Source organism: Streptomyces griseoviridis (assembly GCF_005222485.1).
In the GTDB taxonomy this organism is placed as follows: Bacteria; Actinomycetota; Actinomycetes; order Streptomycetales; family Streptomycetaceae; genus Streptomyces; species Streptomyces hintoniae.
The window spans coordinates 4,385,762-4,400,879 of record NZ_CP029078.1 but is presented as its reverse complement, the minus strand read 5'-3'; the positions used below and the strand labels follow the sequence as shown (position 1 = coordinate 4,400,879).

The following is a 15,118-nucleotide window of genomic DNA, read 5'->3' as shown; positions in this document are numbered from 1 at the left end:
GGCCCAGGCATCCGGGGCGCGGGTGCGAGTGCGAGTGCGGGTGGGGCACGGGTTGATTTCGAGCCATCCTGTGACGCATGTCACGAGCGTCCCTGGGGAATCGCTGGGGACATGACAGATGACGCCAGGGCGCAGGGGCCGTCGGACGAAGAACGGCTGGCCCAGCTCGGCTACACCCAGGTACTCGCGCGCCGGATGTCGGCGTTCTCCAACTACGCGGTCTCCTTCACGATCATCTCGGTCCTCTCCGGCTGTCTGACGCTGTACCTGTTCGGGATGAACACCGGCGGTCCCGCCGTGATCACCTGGGGCTGGATAGGCGTCGGCCTGATGACCCTCTTCGTCGGCCTGGCGATGGCCGAGATCTGTTCGGCCTACCCGACCTCCGCGGGCCTCTACTTCTGGGCCCACCGGCTCGCGCCGCCCCGCACGGCCGCCGCCTGGGCCTGGTTCACCGGCTGGTTCAACGTGCTCGGCCAGGTCGCGGTGACCGCCGGCATCGACTTCGGGGCCGCGTCCTTCCTCGGCGCCTACCTGAACCTCCAGTTCGACTTCGAGGTGACACCGGGCCGCACGGTCCTGCTGTTCGCCGCGATCCTGCTGCTGCACGGCCTGCTGAACACGTTCGGCGTACGGATCGTCGCCCTCCTCAACAGCGTGAGCGTCTGGTGGCACGTGGTCGGGGTCGCCGTCATCGTCGGCGCGCTCGCCCTCGTGCCTGACCGGCATCAGTCGACGTCCTTCGTCTTCACCCACTTCGTCAACAACACCGGCTGGGGCAGCGGGGTGTACGTGGTGCTGCTGGGGCTCCTGATGGCCCAGTACACCTTCACCGGGTACGACGCCTCCGCGCACATGACCGAGGAGACCCACGACGCCTCCACGGCGGGCCCCAAGGGCATCGTCCGCTCCATCTGGACCTCCTGGATCGCCGGCTTCGTCCTGCTGCTCGGCTTCACGTACGCCATCCAGAACTACGACAGGGAACTGGCCTCCCCGACCGGGGCGCCGCCCGCGCAGATCCTCCTCGACGCGCTCGGCGCCACCGCGGGCAAGCTGCTGCTGCTCGTCGTCATCGGGGCGCAGCTGTTCTGCGGGATGGCGTCCGTCACGGCCAACAGCCGCATGATCTACGCGTTCTCGCGGGACGGCGCGCTGCCCTTCTCCCGCGTCTGGCACACGGTCAGCCCGCGCACCCGCACCCCGGTCGCCGCGGTGTGGCTCGCGGCCGTCGGAGCCCTCGTCCTCGGCCTGCCCTACCTCATCAACGTGACCGCGTACGCGGCCGTGACGTCCATCGCGGTGATCGGCCTCTACATCGCCTACGTCATCCCGACCCTGCTGCGGCTGCGCAAGGGCGACGACTTCGCCCGCGGCCCCTGGCACCTGGGCCGCTGGTCACGGGCGATCGGCGTGGTGGCGGTGGTCTGGGTCGGCGTCATCACGGTCCTGTTCATGCTGCCGCAGGTCTCGCCGGTCACCACGGACACCTTCAACTACGCGCCGGTCGCGGTCCTGGTCGTCCTCGGCTTCGCGGCGACCTGGTGGCTGGCGTCGGCCCGCCACTGGTTCCTGAACCCGGACCACGCCCGCAACACGCCCCAGGACCAGACGCCCGCCACACACTCGGAGCGGACAACTCCCTGACCACCCTCGCCCCCCGGGTTTCGCCCCCGACCCGGCCGACCACCCGATACCCGATCGGAGACCCGGCCGGGTCCGGCTATGCTCGTGGGGGCAACATCGCCTGGGCCCTTAGCTCAATTGGCAGAGCAGTGGACTTTTAATCCATTGGTTGTGGGTTCGAGTCCCACAGGGCCTACCACTCGGCCCCTGGTCAGACCTGGTCTGGCTGGGGGCCGTAGTCGTTTCCAGGGGCGCGGGCGGCCGGAATCGCCCCGGCCAGCTGCTCCCAGTGAGTGACGAGGGCGTCCAGGACGCGGGCGAGGCGGCGTGCGTGCGCCGTCTGGCCGCCCGCGACCCGGGCCGCCTCCTGGGACAGCTTGCGGCGGGCCTCGCCCAGGCAGGCGAGCGCGCAGTACTGGTCGACGACGGTCGGCCGTCCGGGGATCAGTTCCTCGACCCGCGGGACCAGTTCGTGCAGATGTCCGCGGAGCATCGCGGCGAGCGCGGCATGGTCCTCGGGGTGGGTGTCCTCGGCGAGGGCGATGGCGGCGGTCTCCCGCATCACGACCAGGTCCGGCGGCGGCTCGACGGTCACGGCCGGCCGGTCGGTCACCGCTGCTCCCCGAAGGGGACGAGCCGGTACGTCCGTCGGCAGTGGGCGCATGCCCGGTGGTTGGCCCCGGGTCCGCTGCCCTGCTCCACGGCGGTGACAAGGAGCAGGCCCTCGCCGGGGCCGTGGTGCCAGCTGCACCAGCCGTGCCCGGCGGGGACCGGAACGGGGGTGTCGGGAACGGACGCGGGCTGCGTAATCTCCTGCATGTCGACTCCAGTCAGTCGGCCAAGCCCCGGGAGGTCTTGCCGCCTCGCCGGGGTGCTGTCTGCCATCGAATCGCGGGTGACAACGGAGGGAAGGAGCCGCACAGGGGGCCAGGGAGGGGCCACACTGGCGACGGAAGGGGGCCGCATGGGTGATGACCGGCGACAACAGTTCGGCCAGTACCTAGCCGGGCTGCGTCGAGCCACGGGCAAGTCGCAGCGACAGCTGGCCGCGGTGCTGTGCTCGCTGTCGGGCACTCAGTCCGTCACCCGCACCGAGGTGTCGCGCTGGGAGAGAGGCGGCCGGATCCCGGACGTATGGCTGCCCTACCTCGCGGCCGCCCTCGCGACGCCCGAGACGCAACTGCGTCAGGCCGTCGCCTACGCCCGCGGCGACAGCCTCGCGCAGCTCCCGGGGGCCACTGCCATGCTCGCGCATCTTCTGCCCCCGGGCGATCCGCTGGAGCCGTTACGAGCCCGCACGGGGCAGCGGGTGGGCGCCGACGCGGTGACCGGCCTCGCCGGCCGCGTACACGCGTTGCGCCTTGCCGACGATGTCCTGTCCGGCGGTGACCTGATCGCGCCCGCGTTCCGTGAGCTGACGAAGGCGATCACCCTGTACCGGGGTGCTTCGTACAGCAGCGACACCGGCCGCGGACTCCTCGTGCAGATCGGCGAGTTGGCGCAGATCACCGGATGGGTCGCCTCGGATGCCGGCCGTGTGGATGATGCGGAGCGCGCGTACCGGCTCGGGATCTCCGCAGCGAAACAGGCTGGTGACGGGCCGCTCGTCGCACATCTCGCCGGGTCGCTGGCCTACCAGTGGTCGAACACGGGGCGAGAGCGGGACGGTGTGGATCTCGCGACGGCCGCGCTCGCCGAGGCCGGTGTCGACGCCCCTGGGCAGACGCGCGCGCTGTTCCACGACCGGGTCGCGTGGGCGCACACCCGGCTCGGACGCCCGCACGCGCAACAGGCCGTCCGCGCCCTGGGCGAGGCGCACGACGCCCTCGACGACGGGGCCGACGACGAGGCGCCGCTGTGGGCGTACTGGGTGTCGCGGGAGGAGCTGGAGGTGATGGACGCCCGCGTCTTCACGGAGCTCCACCGGCCGCTGCGCGCGGTCCCTCTGCTGACGGATGTGCTGACCCGGTACGACGCGACGCGCGCCCGGGAGTTGGCGCTGTACCGGTCGTGGCTGGCGGTCGCCCTCGCGGACGCGAACGAGCCTGAGCAGGCTGCGGCCGAGGCGCTGCGGGTCGTCGAGCTGTCCCGGGAACTGTCGTCGACCCGGACGGCGGCCAGAGTCCGGGCCGTGCTCGAGCGGCTGACGGAGTACGACGACGTTCCCGAGGTGCGCGACGTTCTGGCCGGGCACGGGCACTTGCTGCTCGTTTGACCGTACAAATGTGGCCCCAGCCTCCCGAAGGGGAGCGGGCCGCTTCAGCACCGTGCTTGGCTAGGCCGCAGGGGAGGCGGGAGGGCCAGGCCTCGTCGACACGAGGTCTCCGGCTGCGCCCCTCCGTTGCCCCCGCCCCCGTCGGTCGTTGGGATCTCGGGGGCTCGTGGCGGCGGACTCGGGTCCGTGGTCGGAAGGCCCCGCTTACCGTCCCGCCCTTTTCCAGGAGCCCCGGCATGTCGAACGTCCCCTCCGATCTGAAGTACACCCGGACCCATGAGTGGGTGCGTCACCTGCCCGACGGGAACGTGGAAGTGGGTATCACCGATCACGCCCAGCGCGCCCTGGGTGACATCGTCTTCGTCGAGATCCCGGAGGCGGGGCGGCAGTGCGGGCTCGGTGAGGCCGTCGCGACGGTGGAGTCGGTGAAGGCGGCCAGCGAGATGTACACGCCGGTGGCCTGCGAGGTCGTCGACGGGAACGCTCTGCTCTCCAGCGAGCCCGAAGCCGTCAACACCGAGCCGTACGGCGACGGGTGGCTGTTCCGGGGGCGGCCGACCCCCGGCGCCGAGACCGACGAACTGCTCGACGCCGCCGGCTACGAGGAGTACCTGCGGAGCCAGGGCGACTGACCGGCGCCGGGCCGGGTCCCGTACTCGCGCCGTCCCCGGGGCCGAGGGGCCGCGCGGGCCGACACCAGCCCGCCCCACCGGCGGACGGTCCGCGCGGGTCGTCACCAGCCCGCCCCACCGACCGAGCGCCCGCGAGGGCCGTCCCCACCCCCTACGCGTGCGAGCTGATCACGCCGCCCGCGCTCAGCACGATGTACACCGCGTTGGCGTCGAGGCCGGTGTCGTGCTGGTTCGCGTCCATCGTGGCCTCCACCGCGCCCTCGCGGCCGATGATCTGCGCCCGGTAGTGGAGTTCACCGACCTTCGTGACCTTGGCCTTCCAGCCGCCCGCGAGGGTGAACGTGCCGGGACCCTGGTGCTCGCCGCCCATCCAGGAGCGGACCTCGCCGCCCATCGTGAGCACGACGTACATGCCGTTGGCGTCGAGCCCGTCGTCGCCCTTCTTCGTGTCGAGCGTCGCCAGGAGATCGCCGTTGTTGACGATCTTCGCCTGGTAGCGCTGCGTGCCGACCCGGTAGACCTCGGCCTTGCTGCCGTCGACGAGTGTGACCGTCCGGATCGGGGCCGCGACCGCCTTGCTCGTCGTGCCGCTCGTGGTGGTCGTGCCGCCCGCGGCGGCCGGTGCCGTCGTCCGGTCGCCGGTCGGCGCCTCGCTCCGGGCGACGGTCTGCGCGCTCGCCCCGTTGCCGCCGGCCTCGGACGCGGGCGCCGACGCGGACACCTTCGTCCTCGCGCCCGCGGCCCCGTCGTCGCCGCCCGTCTGGCAGGCCGTCAGCGACAGCGCGGCGACGGCGGCGACGGCCAGCAGGCCGGCGGAGCGGGCGGTCCGGGTGGCGCGGAGGGTGCGGGCGGTGTGGCGAACGTGGCGCTTGGTCATGGCGTTGTCCCCGTGGCGATCTGGAGCGGGCCCGGCGGGTCCGCCCGCTCTCGCGGTGCGCCCGTCCGGCCCTGTGGTCAGTTGCACCCCGTGAGACGGCACTCCGGCCGCCGTTGTTCATCCGGTTCTGTCCGCGCTTGGTAACAAGCGGTCACGGGCCCGTGACACGCCGCCCGGCCGTCAGCGGGGGAGGGAAAGAGAGAACCTGGATCGCCCCCCGCGCCCCATCACCTGGTGCGCTCGGCCGGGTCCCGCTGCGCCGACCCCGCGAAGGTGGAGCCCGCTACACCGCCCCGCGCCCCCGTCCCGTCTAGCGTTGCCGTATGGGGAAGAGCGTGCGGGACGCCGGGCGGGCCACCAGGCATCTCGCGGTGGCCGCGGCGATGACGTTCGGTCTGTGGCTCTTCACGACCGTGCTGCTCATCGCCGTCTTCGGCACGCTCCTGGTGGTCGGGGCGTGGCTGCTGCCGGAGGCCGTGCTGCTGGTGCGGCGGATCGCCGGGGCCAAGCGGCAGCTGACCGCCCGCTGGACCGGGCAGCGCATCCCGGAGGCGTATCTGCCGCTCACCGGAACCGTCAGGGAACGCGTCCGCACGGCCGTGCGCGACCCCGGTACCCGCACCGACCTGCGCTGGATGTTCGCCGCCTACGTCTACGGCGTCCTCGTCGTCGTCGCCGTCCCGCTGTGGCCGGTCGCCCTGGTCGTGGACGGCGTCCGGGCCGGGCTGCCGCGCGCGAGGCCCCTCGTGCTGCCGCTGATCGTCAGGCTCGCCGACCTGGAGGCCGACTGGTCGACCGCCCTCCTCAAACCGTCCCCCGCGGCTCAACTCTCGGCCCGGGTAGAGGAGTTGGCGGCCACCCGGGCCGACGCCATCGCCGCGCACGGCGCCGAGCTGCGCCGGATCGAACGGGACCTGCACGACGGCGCGCAGGCCAACCTGGTCGCCCTCTCGATGCGGATCGGCCTCGCCAAACGCGCCTACGACCGCGACCCGGACACCGCGCGCAGGCTGCTCGACGAGGCGCAGGCGCAGGCCGAGCAGGCGCTCACCGAGCTGCGGCACGTGGTGCGCGGCATCCACCCGCCGATCCTCACCGACCGGGGCCTGGTGGGCGCGGTGCGCGCGCTGGCCGCCGTGAGCGGACTGCGGGTCGGCGTCGAGGTGGCGGGCCTTGAGGACGACGGGGTGCGGGCGCCGGCCGCGGTGGAGGCCGCCGCCTACTTCGTGATCGCGGAGGCGCTGACCAACGCGGCCAAGTACAGCGGTGCGCCCGGGGCGGCGGTCCGGCTGGAGCGGGTCAGGCGCGGGCTGCTGGTGCGGGTCGCCGACGAGGGCGGCGGGGGCGCCGACGAGACGGCGGGTTCGGGTCTGGTCGGCATCAGGCGCCGGGTGGCCGCGCTCGACGGGACCGTGGAGATCTCCAGCCCGCCGGGCGGCCCCACCGTGGTCGAGGCCCGGCTGCCCTGCGTGTGGTGAGCTGCGGGCGGGCGGCCGGTCCCGTCGCGGTGCGGGGCTGGTGCGCGGACCACACCGGCGCCGCCACCGGGCCGTGATCAGCCCGCGTCGCGCTCCGCCAGCCCCGTGACGCCCGCGCGCCCGGCCCGTTCCGGGTGCGCCGTGAGGCCGGTGACGTCCGTGAGGTCGGTGACGTCCGTGAGGGCCGTGACGTCCGTGACGGCCGTGATGTCGGGGAGGTTCGCCAGCGGCAGCGTGTGCTGGGTCTTGACCACCTTCGCGTGCAGGTAGCGGACGTTGTGCGCGGTGGTGAAGACGCCGGTCGGGACCCGGTCCCGCACCGAGATGCCCAGGTAGCGGAGTTGGGCGGCCTTGTCGGGGTTGTTGGAGAGCAGGTCGAGTGCGGTGATGCCGAGGGCCCGCAGCATCTGGGCGGCGGCCGTGTAGTCGCGGTCGTCCTCCGGCAGGCCGAGCGCGGCGTTCGCCTCGTAGGTGTCGAGGCCCTGGTCCTGGAGGGCGTAGGCGTCCAGCTTGTTGTACAGACCTATGCCCCGGCCCTCCTGGCGCAGGTAGAGCAGGACGCCGCCGCGCTCGGCGATGCGCTCGACGGCCTCGCGCAGTTGCGGGCCGCAGTCGCAGCGGGCGGAGCCGAAGACGTCGCCGGTCAGGCACTCGGAGTGCAGCCTGACCAGCGGGACGGTGCCGGGGGCCGGGTCGCCGAGGACGACGGCCACGTGTTCGGCGCCGTCGGCCAGGCCGTGGAAGGTGACGAGTTCGGCGTCGACGCCGTAGCCGTCCTGGAAGCGCAGCGGTACCCGGACGCGGGCGCGCGAGGTGGCGGCGGGGGTGTCGGGCATGCGGGTTCTCCCGGTCCGGTGGGGTGGGTGTGGGACGGCGCCCGTGGGTCTCGGCGGCGGGCGCTCGTGCGGCGGATGTCGACCGTGGCGCTTGCTTCAGATTTGAAGCAAGCGTCGCGATGCGCCGACCCTACCCCATGCTTTAAAGTTGAAGCAATCACTTCGCGACGCAGGCCACGAGCCGTGCACAGGGGTCATTCGCGGGGCGGCACGGGGCACCGGCGCCTCGCGGCCCGGCCACGCGCATGGCGACGGGCGCCCACCCCGCGGCCCCCACACCCCCCCGCGGCCCCCCGCGACTCCACCCCCGCCATTCACCCGCAGGGCGGCGGTGCCGACCGTCGGCGCCACGGCACGTCGTCCGTCGCGGGCCGGGAGCCTTCCGTCTCCATCGCCCGGGTGATCCCCGCGCAGATCTCCTCCAACTGCCCGACCTGCTCCTCGGTGAGATGGTCGAACAGGGCCGCCCGCACCCGGCCGACGTGCCCGGGTGCCGTCCGCTCCAGCACCGCCATGCCCTCGTCGGTGAGGGCGGCGACGCTGCCCCGCTTGTCCCACCTGCAGTCCTCCCGCCGGACCAGGCCGTCCTTCGCCAGCCGGGTCACCGCGTACGTCAGCCGGCTGCGGGTGATCTTCGTGCGCTCGGCCAGGTCGGTCATCCGCAGCTGCCGGCCGGGGGACTCGGAGAGGTTGGCCAGGATGGAGTAGTAGAGGTGCGGCATGCCGGCGTCCTGCTGGAGCTGCCGGTCGAGCGCGTCCTCGACGAGGTGCGTCGCGGCGATGTACGCGCGCCAGGCGCGCTGCTCCTTCGGGGTGAGCCAGCGAGTCGTCATGCCACCAGTGTAGGTTTGTTTCAAACTTGAACCAAGCATGCCGCGAGCCCTCCCGCACAGCCGCCCCATTCCACCACCGACCCGACCGGGGAGTACGTCGATGCCCCACCCCTACGTCCTGCTGTCCGCCGCCGTCTCCCTCGACGGCTACCTCGACGACACAGGACCGGAACGCCTGCTGCTCTCCAGCCCCGCGGACTTCGACCGGGTCGACGAGGTCCGCGCCGCCTCCGACGCGATCCTGGTCGGCGCCGGCACCCTCCGCGCCGACAACCCGCGCCTGCTGGTCAACTCGCCCGACCGGCGGGCCGCCCGGGTCGCCGAGGGCCGGCCCGCCTACCCCCTCAAGGTGACCGTCAGCGGCTCGGGCGACCTCGACCCGGCCGCGAACTTCTGGCACACCGGCGGCGCGAAGGTCGTCTACACCACCGACAAGGGCGCCGACCGCGCCCGCGGACTCGGCCTCGCCGCCGACGTCGTCCCGCTCGGCCCCGATCTCGACTGGCGCGCCCTGCTCACCCACCTGCGCGCCGGCTACGGCGTCGAACGGCTGATGGTCGAGGGCGGCGGCCGCGTCCACACCCAGCTCCTCCAGCAGGGCCTCGCCGACGAGCTCCAGCTCGTCGTCGCGCCCCTCTTCGTCGGGCAGCCGCACGCCCCCCGCCTCTTCGGGCCGGGCGGCTACCAGGCAGGGCGGCTGCGCCTGCTGGAGACCCGGCGCATCGAGGACGTCGTCCTGACCCGCTACGAGCCCACCGCCCCCGGCACCGGACCGCTGCCGGCCGCCGCCGACCACCACTGGCTGCGGCTCGCCTGCGAGCTGGCCGCGCTCTGCCCGCCGTCCGGCACCGCGTTCAGCGTCGGCGCGGTGGTCGTCGCGGCCGACGGGACGGAGCTGGCGCGCGGCCACTCCCGGGAGGGCGGCGACCCGGTCGTGCACGCCGAGGAGGCCGCCCTCGGCAAACTCGACCCGGCCGACCCGCGGCTGGCGGGCGCGACCGTCTACTCCAGCCTCGAACCCTGCGCCCACCGCGCCTCCCGCCCCCGGCCGTGCGCCCGCCTGATCCTCGACGCCGGGGTGCGGCGGGTCGTCACGGCGTGGCGGGAGCCGGACACCTTCGTGACGGACGCCGACGGCACCGGCCTCCTCACCGCCCGGGGCGTCGAGGTCCTGGTCCTGCCCGAGCACGCCCGCCACGCCCAGGAGCCCAACGCCCATCTGCGGCCCTGACCCGCGCCTGCCGGGACGCCCGCCGCCGCGGACCGGCGGCGGCCGATCGGCCCAACAGATCCTGCGCGCCGCCGCCCGCCGGGTCACTCTGCGAGTGACCCGGTCCTGACGACGTGGAGGTGGCAGTGAGGTCAGTACGAAGGCGAGCGGCGGCGCTCGGGGCGGTGGCGCTGCTCACGGCTGCCGTCGCCTCCTGCGGCGTCACGGGCGGCGGCAACCGCACCATGGCCCGCGCCCTTCCGCCGGACGCCGCGTTCACCCACCCCGGCGTGCTGGTCAGCAAGGGCCAGCTCGACGCCGTCCGCGAGCACGTCAACGCGGGCAAGCAGCCGTGGCTCGGGGCGTTCCTCGACATGCGGGACAGCAAGTACGGGTCGTACAAGTACCGGCCGCAGCCCTACGAGAGCGTCGACTGCCCCGGCGGCGACAAGGCGGCCGAGCCCGCGCACGGCTGCCTCGAGGAACGCCAGGACGCCATCGCCGCCTACACCCAGGCCCTGCTCTACACCGTCACGGGCAAGCAGCAGCACGCGGCCAAGGCGCGGGAGATCATGGACGCCTGGTCGGCGAAGATCAAGCGGCACACCGAGGAGGACGCCGGCCTCCAGACCGCGTGGGCCGGCTCCACCTGGGCGCGGGCCGCCGAGATCGTCCGGTACGCGCCCGGCGCCGGCTGGCCCGCCGACCGGGTCAGACGGTTCGAGACGATGCTGCGCACCGCCTACCTCCCGAACGTCACCCGCCGGGTGCCCGACTACAACGGCAACTGGGACCTCGCGATGACGGACGCGGCCATCGGCATCGCCGTCTTCACCGACGACCACAAGGGCTTCGACACCGCCGTGAGCCGGTTCCGCGACCGGGTGCCCGCCTACTTCTACCTGGAGAAGGACGGCAAGGTCCCGCTCACCCCGCCCGGCTCCACGATGACCACCCCGCAGCGACTCACGTCGTACTGGTTCAAGCAGACGACGTTCAAGGACGGCCTGGCGCAGGAGACCTGCCGCAACTTCAAGCACGTCGGCTACTCGCTCGCCGCCACCGGCCACATCGCCGAGACCGCCTGGCACCAGGGCGTCGACCTCTACGACGACGTCAAGGACCGGCTGCGGGCCGCGCTTGCCCTGCACGCCCGCTACCAGCTCGGCGAGCCCGCCCCCGGCTGGCTCTGCGGCGGGAGGATCGACCGCAGCATGGGCGCGGACCTGGAGGTCGCCCTCAACCACCTGGAGGACCGGCTCGACCTGCCCGTGCCGGAGGCCCGCAAGCTCGCCGAGCGCGACCGCCCCTCCGGCACCGACGACCTCTTCGTCTCCTGGGAGACCCTCACCCACGCCCGCAACCCCGCCGACTGACCGCCGCCGGGAGCGGCAGCGGAGGACGCGTGTGCGTTCGGCCCCGCGGATGGCGTATGGTTAAGGAACACCGACGCGGGGTGGAGCAGCTCGGTAGCTCGCTGGGCTCATAACCCAGAGGTCGCAGGTTCAAATCCTGTCCCCGCTACTCAAGGCCGATGGCCGGAATCCTTCAAGGGTTCCGGCCATCGGTGCGTTCGGGCACCGTGGCATCCCCTCTCTTCTCCCTCCTGCTCTCCCCTCTCTCTCCCGTCTCGTCCTCGTCTCTTCTCCCCTCTCCCCTCGGCAGCGCTTTTTTCTTCTCTCTCTCCCTCTCCCCGCGCCGGCCCCTCATCCGCTCGGCCCACCCCGCTCGCCGTCCGCGCCCCGGGCGGGAAACCTGGTACTCACACCGGAGACCTGGGAGACGAGCAGTGGGGCCTGCTGACAAGAAGGGACCGGCGGATCAAGGGACGCGGGCCTCCGTGGTGGGCGGCTCGGCCCGGCTGCTCCCGATCCTGCTGATCGTCGTCGGGTTCGTCTACGACTACTTCACCCCGCAGCAGTTCACCGCCTCCCCGCTGTTCGCCGCCGCGCCCCTGGTCGCCGCCCCCCTCTACTCGCTGCGCGGCACGATCCTGACCGGCACCGCCTCCGTGCTCGCGGTGTTCGTCATCCACCTGCGGATCGGCGGCGCCCTGCACGCCGACTCCCTGACCGAGCTGGCGACCGTCGCGACCGTCGTCGTGCTGGCCGTCTTCATCAACGTCCTGGTGCGCCGCAGCAACGCCAGGCTCGCCTCCCAGCGCGAGATCGCCGAGGCCGCCCAGCGGGCCGTGCTGCCCGAGCCGGCCCAGCGGATCGGCGGATTCGACATCGCCGCCCGCTACGAGGCCGCGCAGGCCGACGCCTCCATCGGCGGCGACCTCTACGCCGTCCAGGACACCCCGCACGGCGTCCGCCTGGTCGTCGGGGACGTGCGCGGCAAGGGGATGGGCGCGGTGGGCGCCGTCGCCGTCCTGATCGGGGCGTTCCGGGAGGCGGCGGAGCAGGAGACCACCCTGGAGGCGGTGGCGCAGCGGCTGGAGCGGGCGTTCGCCCGGGAGGGCATCAGACGCGAGGGGCTGGAGGCCTCCGAGGGGTTCACCACCGCCGTCCTCGCCGAACTCCCGCACGGCGACGGCGTCGTCCGGATCGTCACCCGGGGCCATCCGCCGCCGCTGCTGCTCGGCCAGGACGGCACAATCCGTCCGCTCTCCCCCCACGACCACGCCCTGCCGTTCGGCATGGGCGATCTCGGCACCTGGCCCGACCGGGTCGAGGAGAGCGAGTTCCCGAGCGGCGCGATCCTGCTGCTGTACACCGACGGGCTGTCCGAGGCGCGGGACGAGCGCGGGGAGTTCTTCGACCCGGAGGCCAGGCTCGCGGGGCGGGTCTTCGCCGACCCGGGCACCCTGCTCGCCACCCTCGCCCAGGAGGTGCGCCAGTACACCGGCGGCGGCACCACGGACGACATGGCGCTGCTCGCCGTCCGCCGCCCTTGATCGTTGTCACCGGGGGTGAGCGGGCGACCTCCCTCCGATAACAACTGACACACGGTCAAAATCCAGGGGGTTTCGGCGGCGAGGTCGACTCGCCCGTCTTTCGGTGCTCATGGCCCGTACGTCCAGGCCGAATTCGTTAATGATCAAGGGGAACGGCTTGGAATCCCCACCCCGTGTCTATTAACGTTCGATAACGCAGCGCGGTCGTCCCAGCCGTCACAAGGCGGCTCCGCGCGCACGCGCCGAATCCCGCGAGGGAACCGGGGAACCACCACCTTGGGGTGAATCACGCGTCTGTCCGTCGTGCCCGCACGACAGGTATACGCGCGTAGGAGACCTTCCTGCTCCGAACCCGTCAGCTAACCCGGTAGGCGAGAAGGAAGGAGTGCGCCTACGTGGCGTCCAACAGGCCTGCTCCGACTGTGCCGACGGTCCCGGTGAACCAGGCCGTTCCCGGCCGGCCCGCCGCCGACACCTTCGGCTACGGCGACTACCGCACCGACGAGGGCCCCTGGCAGGAGTGGAACCCCACCGCCGAGGCCCTCCCGCCGGTACGCGGCAGGCACCGGGTCGCCAAGCAGCGCGGCGGCGGACTCGCCCGCAGCTCCACGGTCCTCGGCGTCGGGGTCATCGCCGCGATGGGCGCGGGCGGCATGGCCAGCGCCAACACCGGCAAGCCGCCGGTCTCCATCTCGATACCCGACCTGCCCTCCGTGGGCGCCGTCTTCGGCGACGACTCCGACGCGGAACCCGTGTCCGAGGGCTCGGCCACCGCGCTCAGCTCCCTCGGCGTGGCCACCCAGGAGACCACCGAGGGCGCCAGGGACGCGGGCGACCTGCTGCGCGACCGGATCATGGCGCAGGCCGAGAGCCAGCAGGTCCAGATCGACACCAAGGCCCAGGTCACCGCCCAGGAGGCCGCCGCGCGGCAGATCGCCGACGCCTCCGCCAAGGCGGAGAAGGAAGCCGCCGCCAAGGCCGCCGCCGCGAAGGAGAAGGCCGAGGCCCAGGCCGCGAAGAAGGCCGAGGCCGAGCGGCTCGCCGCACTGGCCAAGCAGTACACGCTGCCGACCTCCTCCTACACGATCACCGGCACCTTCGGGCAGGCCGGCTCCATGTGGTCGTCCGGCTACCACACGGGACTCGACTTCGCCGCGCCCACCGGCACCCTCATCAAGGCCGTCCACAGCGGCACGGTCACCGAGGCGGGCTGGGCCGGCTCCTACGGCTACCGCACGATCCTGACCCTCGACGACGGCACCGAGCTGTGGTTCTGCCACCAGTCCTCGATCAACGTCAGCGTCGGCCAGAAGGTCGCCACCGGTGACGTCATCGGACGCGTCGGCGCGACGGGCAACGTCACCGGACCCCACCTCCACCTGGAGGTCCACCCCGGCGGCCAGGCCGAGGGCATCGACCCGGCGGCGTGGCTGCGCGGCAAGGGCCTCACCCCCTGACCCCGCCCGGCCGAGGGCTTTGCGTGATCTTTGCGGGCGTGTCCGGATTGCGGCGGAATGGCGGGCACCGCCGTGACCGTTGAACCAGACATGACTTCTCTGCGCACGCTCGGCTCATCCGACCTCGCGGTCTTCCCGCTCGCCCTCGGCGGCAACGTCTTCGGCTGGACGGCCGACGAGGCGACCTCGTTCGCCGTCCTCGACGCCTACACGGCGGCCGGCGGCAACTTCCTCGACACCGCCGACTCGTACACGGCCTGGATCGACGGCAACTCAGGCGGCGAGTCCGAGACCATCATCGGCAAGTGGATCGCCGCCCGCGGCAACCGCGACGACGTCGTCATCGCCACGAAGGTCAGCGAGCACCCCGACTACCCGGGCCTGTCGGCCGCCAACATCAAGGCCGCGGCCGACGCGTCGCTGCGCCGTCTGGGCACCGACCGCATCGACCTCTACTACCCCCACTTCGACAAGCCCGAGGTGCCGGTCGCGGAGATCATCGGCGCGCTCGACGAACTGGTGCGGGCGGGCAAGGTCCGGCAGATCGGGGCCTCCAACATCAGCGCCGAGCGGCTCCAGGAGTCCCTCGACCACTCCGACCGCGAGGGACTCGCCCGGTACGTGGCGCTCCAACCGCACTACAACCTCGTCTCCCGCGACACCTACGAGGGCGGCCTCCAGGACGTCGCCGCGCGCGCCGGCCTCGCCGCCGTCCCCTACTTCGCGCTCGCGTCCGGCTTCCTCACCGGCAAGTACAGGCCCGGCGCGACGGTGGACAGCGCCCGCGCCGGCAAGGCCGCGGCCCACCTGGAGACCGAGCGGGGCCGCAGCGTCCTGACCGCGCTCGACGAGATCGCCGCCGCCCATGACGCCGAGATCCCCACGGTGGCCCTGGCCTGGCTCGCCGCCCAGCCCACGGTGGCGGCCCCGATCGCCTCGGCCCGCACACCGGAGCAGCTTCCCGCGCTCCTCGCGGTGGCCGATCTGACCCTGACGCGGCCGGAGCTGGACCGTCTGACCCAGGCGTCGTCGCTCTGACCCCGGCCTGAGCCCGC

The 15,118-nt window shown here is 72.9% G+C and carries 14 protein-coding genes, 2 tRNA genes and 1 riboswitch; of the genes, 11 read left to right on the top strand and 5 right to left on the bottom strand.

What is annotated here, in order from left to right:
• The first annotated feature begins 111 nt into the window (after positions 1-111).
• Positions 112-1,647: an amino acid permease gene (locus DDJ31_RS18675; protein ID WP_127179152.1), complete on the top strand. Its 1,536-nt coding sequence runs from the start codon at positions 112-114 to the stop codon at positions 1,645-1,647.
• A 102-nt stretch (positions 1,648-1,749) separates the two neighbouring features.
• Positions 1,750-1,825: transfer RNA gene (locus tag DDJ31_RS18670), tRNA-Lys, on the top strand.
• A gap of 12 nt (positions 1,826-1,837) precedes the next feature.
• On the opposite strand, the gene DDJ31_RS18665 is transcribed toward DDJ31_RS18670, so the two are convergent.
• Positions 1,838-2,239, bottom strand: coding sequence for a DUF6415 family natural product biosynthesis protein (locus tag DDJ31_RS18665; protein WP_127179153.1), 402 nt, complete (start codon positions 2,237-2,239; stop codon positions 1,838-1,840).
• Positions 2,236-2,445 (bottom strand): hypothetical protein, encoded by a 210-nt coding sequence (locus DDJ31_RS18660; RefSeq protein WP_240678154.1) that lies wholly within the window; start codon positions 2,443-2,445, stop codon positions 2,236-2,238. Before DDJ31_RS18660 ends, DDJ31_RS18665 begins: the two co-directional genes overlap by 4 nt.
• A 145-nt stretch (positions 2,446-2,590) precedes the next feature.
• Here DDJ31_RS18660 and DDJ31_RS18655 point away from each other — a divergent pair, with 145 nt between their 5' ends.
• Together DDJ31_RS18655 and gcvH are read left to right on the top strand one after the other, a co-directional pair.
• Positions 2,591-3,841: a helix-turn-helix domain-containing protein gene (locus tag DDJ31_RS18655; protein ID WP_127179154.1), complete on the top strand. Its 1,251-nt coding sequence runs from the start codon at positions 2,591-2,593 to the stop codon at positions 3,839-3,841.
• Positions 3,842-4,077: 236 nt separating this feature from the next.
• Complete coding sequence (gcvH, locus tag DDJ31_RS18650; protein WP_127179155.1) at positions 4,078-4,473, top strand: glycine cleavage system protein GcvH; 396 nt, start codon at positions 4,078-4,080, stop codon at positions 4,471-4,473.
• 151 nt (positions 4,474-4,624) lie between these two features.
• On the opposite strand, the gene DDJ31_RS18645 is transcribed toward gcvH, so the two are convergent.
• A complete protein-coding gene (locus DDJ31_RS18645) occupies positions 4,625-5,350 on the bottom strand; it encodes a hypothetical protein (protein WP_127179156.1) in 726 nt (241 codons plus the stop codon).
• Between the two features lie 323 nt (positions 5,351-5,673).
• Here DDJ31_RS18645 and DDJ31_RS18640 point away from each other — a divergent pair, with 323 nt between their 5' ends.
• Positions 5,674-6,828, top strand: coding sequence for a sensor histidine kinase (locus DDJ31_RS18640; RefSeq protein ID WP_127179157.1), 1,155 nt, complete (start codon positions 5,674-5,676; stop codon positions 6,826-6,828).
• Positions 6,829-6,905: 77 nt separating this feature from the next.
• Here DDJ31_RS18640 and DDJ31_RS18635 read toward each other — a convergent pair whose 3' ends face one another.
• Both DDJ31_RS18635 and DDJ31_RS18630 read right to left on the bottom strand, forming a co-directional pair.
• Positions 6,906-7,664, bottom strand: coding sequence for a GTP cyclohydrolase II (locus tag DDJ31_RS18635; protein WP_127179158.1), 759 nt, complete (start codon positions 7,662-7,664; stop codon positions 6,906-6,908).
• Positions 7,665-7,978: 314 nt separating this feature from the next.
• On the bottom strand, positions 7,979-8,497 hold the full coding sequence (locus DDJ31_RS18630; protein ID WP_127179159.1) for a MarR family winged helix-turn-helix transcriptional regulator: 519 nt from the start codon (positions 8,495-8,497) through the stop codon (positions 7,979-7,981).
• 100 nt (positions 8,498-8,597) lie between these two features.
• On the opposite strand from DDJ31_RS18630, the gene DDJ31_RS18625 reads away from it, so the two are divergent.
• The 6 genes from DDJ31_RS18625 (at position 8,598) to DDJ31_RS18600 (ending at position 15,101) form a co-directional block, all read left to right on the top strand.
• Positions 8,598-9,728: a dihydrofolate reductase family protein gene (locus DDJ31_RS18625; protein WP_127179160.1), complete on the top strand. Its 1,131-nt coding sequence runs from the start codon at positions 8,598-8,600 to the stop codon at positions 9,726-9,728.
• A 119-nt stretch (positions 9,729-9,847) separates the two neighbouring features.
• The gene (locus tag DDJ31_RS18620; RefSeq protein ID WP_431027755.1) at positions 9,848-11,083 is read left to right on the top strand and encodes an alginate lyase family protein; all 1,236 of its coding nucleotides are present in this window, start codon (positions 9,848-9,850) and stop codon (positions 11,081-11,083) included.
• A gap of 74 nt (positions 11,084-11,157) precedes the next feature.
• A tRNA-Met gene (locus tag DDJ31_RS18615) sits at positions 11,158-11,231 on the top strand.
• 316 nt (positions 11,232-11,547) lie between these two features.
• Complete coding sequence (locus DDJ31_RS18610; RefSeq protein WP_240678155.1) at positions 11,548-12,606, top strand: PP2C family protein-serine/threonine phosphatase; 1,059 nt, start codon at positions 11,548-11,550, stop codon at positions 12,604-12,606.
• 230 nt (positions 12,607-12,836) lie between these two features.
• Positions 12,837-12,994: riboswitch (cyclic di-AMP (ydaO/yuaA leader) on the top strand.
• A 7-nt stretch (positions 12,995-13,001) separates the two neighbouring features.
• Positions 13,002-14,063 (top strand): M23 family metallopeptidase, encoded by a 1,062-nt coding sequence (locus DDJ31_RS18605; protein ID WP_127179162.1) that lies wholly within the window; start codon positions 13,002-13,004, stop codon positions 14,061-14,063.
• A gap of 90 nt (positions 14,064-14,153) precedes the next feature.
• Positions 14,154-15,101 carry an aldo/keto reductase gene (locus DDJ31_RS18600; protein ID WP_127179163.1) on the top strand — a complete coding sequence of 316 codons (948 nt, stop codon included), beginning with the start codon at positions 14,154-14,156 and terminating at the stop codon, positions 15,099-15,101.
• The last annotated feature ends 17 nt before the right edge of the window (positions 15,102-15,118 follow it).

Bases quoted from the DNA above. Each gene is read 5' to 3' on its own strand.
- DDJ31_RS18625 (WP_127179160.1), top strand. From the start codon at position 8,598: ATGCCCCACCCCTACGTCCTGCTGTCCGCCGCCGTCTCCCTCGACGGC.
- gcvH (WP_127179155.1), top strand. From the start codon at position 4,078: ATGTCGAACGTCCCCTCCGATCTGAAGTACACCCGGACCCATGAGTGG.
- DDJ31_RS18645 (WP_127179156.1), bottom strand. From the start codon at position 5,350: ATGACCAAGCGCCACGTTCGCCACACCGCCCGCACCCTCCGCGCCACC.
- DDJ31_RS18600 (WP_127179163.1), top strand. From the start codon at position 14,154: ATGACTTCTCTGCGCACGCTCGGCTCATCCGACCTCGCGGTCTTCCCG.
- DDJ31_RS18630 (WP_127179159.1), bottom strand. From the start codon at position 8,497: ATGACGACTCGCTGGCTCACCCCGAAGGAGCAGCGCGCCTGGCGCGCG.
- DDJ31_RS18640 (WP_127179157.1), top strand. From the start codon at position 5,674: ATGGGGAAGAGCGTGCGGGACGCCGGGCGGGCCACCAGGCATCTCGCG.
- DDJ31_RS18675 (WP_127179152.1), top strand. From the start codon at position 112: ATGACAGATGACGCCAGGGCGCAGGGGCCGTCGGACGAAGAACGGCTG.
- DDJ31_RS18655 (WP_127179154.1), top strand. From the start codon at position 2,591: ATGGGTGATGACCGGCGACAACAGTTCGGCCAGTACCTAGCCGGGCTG.
- DDJ31_RS18635 (WP_127179158.1), bottom strand. From the start codon at position 7,664: ATGCCCGACACCCCCGCCGCCACCTCGCGCGCCCGCGTCCGGGTACCG.
- DDJ31_RS18660 (WP_240678154.1), bottom strand. From the start codon at position 2,445: ATGCAGGAGATTACGCAGCCCGCGTCCGTTCCCGACACCCCCGTTCCG.